We start from the raw sequence: 4714 nt of genomic DNA on the forward strand, positions 1-4714 counted from the left end.
GTAAAAATCCACACAAGTTGTTCTTCATAATCTCTTAATGATCTTCTTGCTGATTCGTCACCAGCAAGCTAGGTCGGCTATATTACACTGAATTTCTAAAGTGTCAATCCGTAATTCAAATTAATTTGAACTTAACCAACAAAACCTAATCTTAACACCTCGTGCTAAGTTACTGTTTTATCAGAAGTTTTAATCTTCATCACTGCCGATGGATGTGCATTCTACAGCATTTCAGGGCGCTTGCAACACCTTTTTCAAGAAAATTATTTTGCATGTACATTTTTTACTCTTTTTGTGTATTTTCATTCATTTTTTATACAAATTTGCTTAAATGATGTCTATTCGTGAATATAACGTTTATTATTTTTATACTAATAAGTAGTGCTCCTTACTCAGACAAGGCCTCGGGTTTCCTTATGCATCGTTCTATTTACTTATCTATATGCTTATTTTCTCTAGTATCAAGCGTACATGTTTTCGCAGAGGTCAACACGGATGTGGAAAATGAATCTTTGAAAACGCCACTCAGAACCAAAATATCGGCCAAGGCACAACAATTACAGACACAGCTAAAAGTCGATGCCAGTGCAGCACAGGCTGAAGAAGTCAAAGATCCTTTCCAACCGTTAAATAGAAAGATTTATCAGTTTAATGATGCGATTGACCGTACTGTGGTACGTCCTATAGCTGTTCAGTATGTTGAGAAAGTTCCACAGGATGTCCGCGGTAGCTACACCAATTTCCGTAATAACCTGGGTGAACCCTGGAATGTAGTCAATCAGCTGATTCAGGGCCGTCCGACCCGCGCAGCAAAATCCTTGGGACGTTTTACCATTAATACTTTAACGACCTTAGGTTTGGCTGATCCGGCACGTCGCCTTGGTTTAAGTCATGAAGACGAGAGATTTGGAACTACTTTGGGTTATTATGGTGTTGCGTCTGGTCCTTATATTATGTTGCCATTTTTAGGCCCAAGTTCAGTGCGTGGGGTGATTGGTACTGCTGTAGATAGTCAAACCCGCCCACAAAAATATCTTCTCGAAGATGAAGATGGGCTTTACTGGACCGACCAGTTCTGGCGTGCCATTGATAACCGCTCGGAAATACTGGATGTTGAAGGGGTGCTGACCGGTGATCGTTATGCCCAGATTCGGGATATTTACTTGCAACGCACCAATTACGCGATTGCTGAAAAGAAAGGTACAGAACAAGATACCCTATTCCTAGAAGATGACTTCGAAGAAGATAGTTCTGAAGATATACCTTTTGATGAGAACAATATTGAATCTTCAGAAGAAGATCTTTAAGTTCATGCTTGATGTATGATTGCTAGTGAAATCTGTTCGCTAGCAATACCTTGCTTGTTATAGTACATCGTATAACCAACCCTGAGATCGAATCACTTTTTTATGTATTTCATTCAACCGACTCGTGATATTCCCTATTTAGATCAGGTACTTGATACGCTTCCGCATATTCAGATGATCTATCTGGATGATCATGAGCTGTATGATTCTACGATTATCGCAATTGCAGATGTACATGACTATCTGAAATATAAGTGGAATCTGCCTACCATTGTGCTGGCCTTAGAGCATGAAGGCACAGCGTTGGCTCAGGCTTGGGAGCAAGGGGCGCTGGCAGGCTGGATCTGGAATAAACTTCCTGAAAATCCTGACCTGGCGCTGCAAAAAATTGATGCGCAATATAAACGTAACCAGGATAGCCGTGATCTGCCTTCTGCGGCAGAACTACAAAAAAGATTGTTACCCAACCCGATTAAACTGACCAATTATGAGGTCGAAACTTATTTTCAGCCTTCAGCCTATCTTTCAGGAGATTGGTATGATTACTGGAAAATTAGCGACAAAGAAGTGATTTTCTATTTGGCCGATGTATCTGGACATGGCGTCACCAGTAGTTTACTCACGTCCTGGATGGCTGCTTTTCACGGTCGCTCCAAAACGCCGCGCGAGCTGATTAAAAAGCTTAACGGCATGCTAATGCAGGAAAATATTGAAAAGCACATCACCATGATTGCCGGGATTTTAAATCTGGAAACCCATGTATTAAAATGGTCCAGTGCCGGACATTATCCCCCACCGATTATATTTGAACCCAATCAAGAGCCTAAGATTTTCTCTACCAGCAGCTTCCCTTTAGGTCTGACCGAAGAGCTTGAGGTTGAAGAAAACGAATGGGTATTAAGCCCTAATGCCCGTTTTATCATCTGTTCAGATGGTGCACTGGAACCCTTTGATGGTGGATTAAATGAGCAATTTTCGCAATTATTACATCACTTGCAGAATGAGTCATTTCAGGCTCCAGAACATGTGGCCGACGATATCGCCTTTTTAAGCTTTATCCGCGTAAATTAGCAGTATATTTACAGACTTTATAAGCACTTAATTTGATTACCACTTTCAGCTACTTGAGTATCAATACACCCTATGGGATAATTTAATATCCTTCTCTGCAAATGGCATTTATATGTCAACAGGTCATGTTGAATATGCAAGTCTGAATGGAACGCATATTTTTAAGCTTATCGGCGAAGTGCGTGCCCAATCTTGTATTAGTCTAGACAAATTACTGAACAAAATTGAACAGCAGGACAACGTAGTTGGCGCTATCGTTGATCTCACCGAAACCAGTTTTATTGACAGTACCGTACTCGGTGTTTTGGCCAAGTTAGGACTGAAACTCAAGCAAGTACATAATATTCAAGCTGTTATGCTTTCTACCAATTCCGACATTACTACTTTGGCCAACAGTATGGGACTGAGCCAGGTGTTTGTGATTCTGAATTATTGTGGCGATCCGAATGTCTGCACCCGTGCGCTGATGGAAGAACATGTGACGCATCAAAATATGCTCAATACCGTTCTGGATGCGCATAAAACCTTGATGAAGCTAAATCAAAGCAACCAGAATATGTTTGAACCTTTAGTCAAACAGTTACAGAAAGAGCAAGACAATTTAGATAAAATCTCCGAGCAAAAGGTATAACGACTATATAAGAGGACCGCATGACTTTACTTTCTGTTGCACAAATGAATTCTCAAAATGAAATTGACGCCAATTTTGTGGAGATTGAGTCTTTAATTCAACAAAGTAAGGCCAATGGTGCTGAGTTAATTGTTTTCCCGGAAAATTTCGTCTGTTTCGCAGCAGGCAAACAACGCGAAACTGCTGCACAATTTGAAGTCATTCAACAACGTCTGGAACAACTTGCCCATCAATATCAAACCTGGATTGTGGCCGGGACTTTGCCCTGCCCTTATCGTCCGGATGGTTCAATCATTCAAGATGGCCGGGTGCGTACTGTCAGTCTGTGTATCAGTCCTGAACGAACCGAAGCGCGTTATGACAAAATTCATTTGTTTGATGTGCAAGTCGGCGATGCTGTCGGTGGTTATCAGGAGTCTAAATTCTTTGAACCCGGCACAGATGTGGTCGTTGCCAAGACTCCTTTTGGCAATATCGGCTTGATGGTCTGTTATGACCTGCGCTTTCCAGAACTGGCTTTAAGCTTACGTGCTAAGGGTGCAAATCTCCTGACTGCGCCTTCTGCATTTACCTATACCACCGGTGAAATGCACTGGCAGTTATTGCTGCAAACCCGTGCCATGGATAGCCAGTGTTCGGTACTTGGCGCTGCTCAACAAGGCTGGCATGGTGAAAAACGTCAGACTTGGGGGCATGCAGCTGCCACCAATAGCCGCGGCCAACTGTTGAATATGATCCATGCTGATGGCGCACATTTGATTACGGTGGACTTTGATTTAAGTGAACAGCAAAAAATCCGTGAATCCATGCCTTTAATGCAACATCGTAAACTGCTACAACTTTCTTAAGAAACCTGCCCGGATACTTGCATAAATTAACAAAATCCCTGCTTATTCTTCAGGCAAAATCGCCGAGCATAGAAGCTCCATGAACAATAAATAGGGATTAAGCTCATGTCATTAGAAAAAGCCGTCTATACCGCACATGCCAAAGCCACAGGTGGTCGTGATGGCCGCGCCACCTCTGACGATCAGATTTTAGATGTACAATTGGCCGTGCCCAAAGAAATGGGGGGACCTGGTGGTGGAACCAACCCTGAACAGCTCTTTGCCGCAGGTTATTCGGCATGTTTCTTGGGTGCGATGAAATTTGTTGCCAATCGTGACAAACTGAATATGAGTAAAGATGCTTATATCGAGGGTGATGTAGGAATTGGTCCAATTCCGACCGGGTTTGGTATTGAGGTGACTTTAAATATCCATCTTGAAGGTATGGATCAGCAAGAAGCGCAAAAACTGGTAGATGCCGCGCATATTGTCTGTCCGTATTCAAATGCAACCCGCAATAATATTGATGTGAACTTAAACGTCATTACTTAATTTTTCGATTCAACCGCTATCCTGAAAAAATGCTTCAGGATAGCTAGAGCGCTATTATAAAATTTTAATCGCTGCATCTTCCCTTAAAGGCCAATTCTATTTTCAAAACAAAAGCAAAAATCTTAATACTTATATATAATGATTCTTATTTGCAATAATTTATTTTAAATCACCTTATGTTTAAATTATTTATTTCTAGTTCTGTTCCTTAAAATGTAGTCAAACATAGTCAAGGACTAATTCGCACTCTGTTAATGTCTTGTTGCCAAACGTGTAACTAGAGCCTGAGTCGGTCAGTTCCGACTTATAGCGATCAGTCCGTTCTT

Annotated in this window: 5 protein-coding genes; all 5 read left to right on the top strand. The window is 41.5% G+C overall.

The annotated features are described in order from the left end of the window. Nucleotides 1-416 precede the first annotated feature (416 nt). The 5 genes from FTU82_RS15610 (at nt 417) to FTU82_RS15630 (ending at nt 4388) form a co-directional block, all read left to right on the top strand. Nucleotides 417-1307, top strand: coding sequence for a VacJ family lipoprotein (locus tag FTU82_RS15610; RefSeq protein WP_074384079.1), 891 nt, complete (start codon nt 417-419; stop codon nt 1305-1307). Between the two features lie 102 nt (nt 1308-1409). After that, the gene (gigA, locus tag FTU82_RS15615; RefSeq protein WP_005095839.1) at nt 1410-2378 is read left to right on the top strand and encodes an RsbU family protein phosphatase GigA; all 969 of its coding nucleotides are present in this window, start codon (nt 1410-1412) and stop codon (nt 2376-2378) included. 112 nt (nt 2379-2490) lie between these two features. Beyond that, nucleotides 2491-3009 carry an anti-anti-sigma factor GigB gene (gene gigB / locus FTU82_RS15620; protein ID WP_004647542.1) on the top strand — a complete coding sequence of 173 codons (519 nt, stop codon included), beginning with the start codon at nt 2491-2493 and terminating at the stop codon, nt 3007-3009. Nucleotides 3010-3029: 20 nt separating this feature from the next. Continuing rightward, a complete protein-coding gene (locus FTU82_RS15625) occupies nt 3030-3857 on the top strand; it encodes a carbon-nitrogen hydrolase family protein (RefSeq protein WP_159138730.1) in 828 nt (275 codons plus the stop codon). Between the two features lie 105 nt (nt 3858-3962). After that, complete coding sequence (locus FTU82_RS15630; protein WP_005095836.1) at nt 3963-4388, top strand: organic hydroperoxide resistance protein; 426 nt, start codon at nt 3963-3965, stop codon at nt 4386-4388. Nucleotides 4389-4714 lie beyond the last annotated feature (326 nt).

Source organism: Acinetobacter sp. YH12151, assembly GCF_013418355.1.
Classification (GTDB): domain Bacteria; phylum Pseudomonadota; class Gammaproteobacteria; order Pseudomonadales; family Moraxellaceae; genus Acinetobacter; species Acinetobacter pseudolwoffii.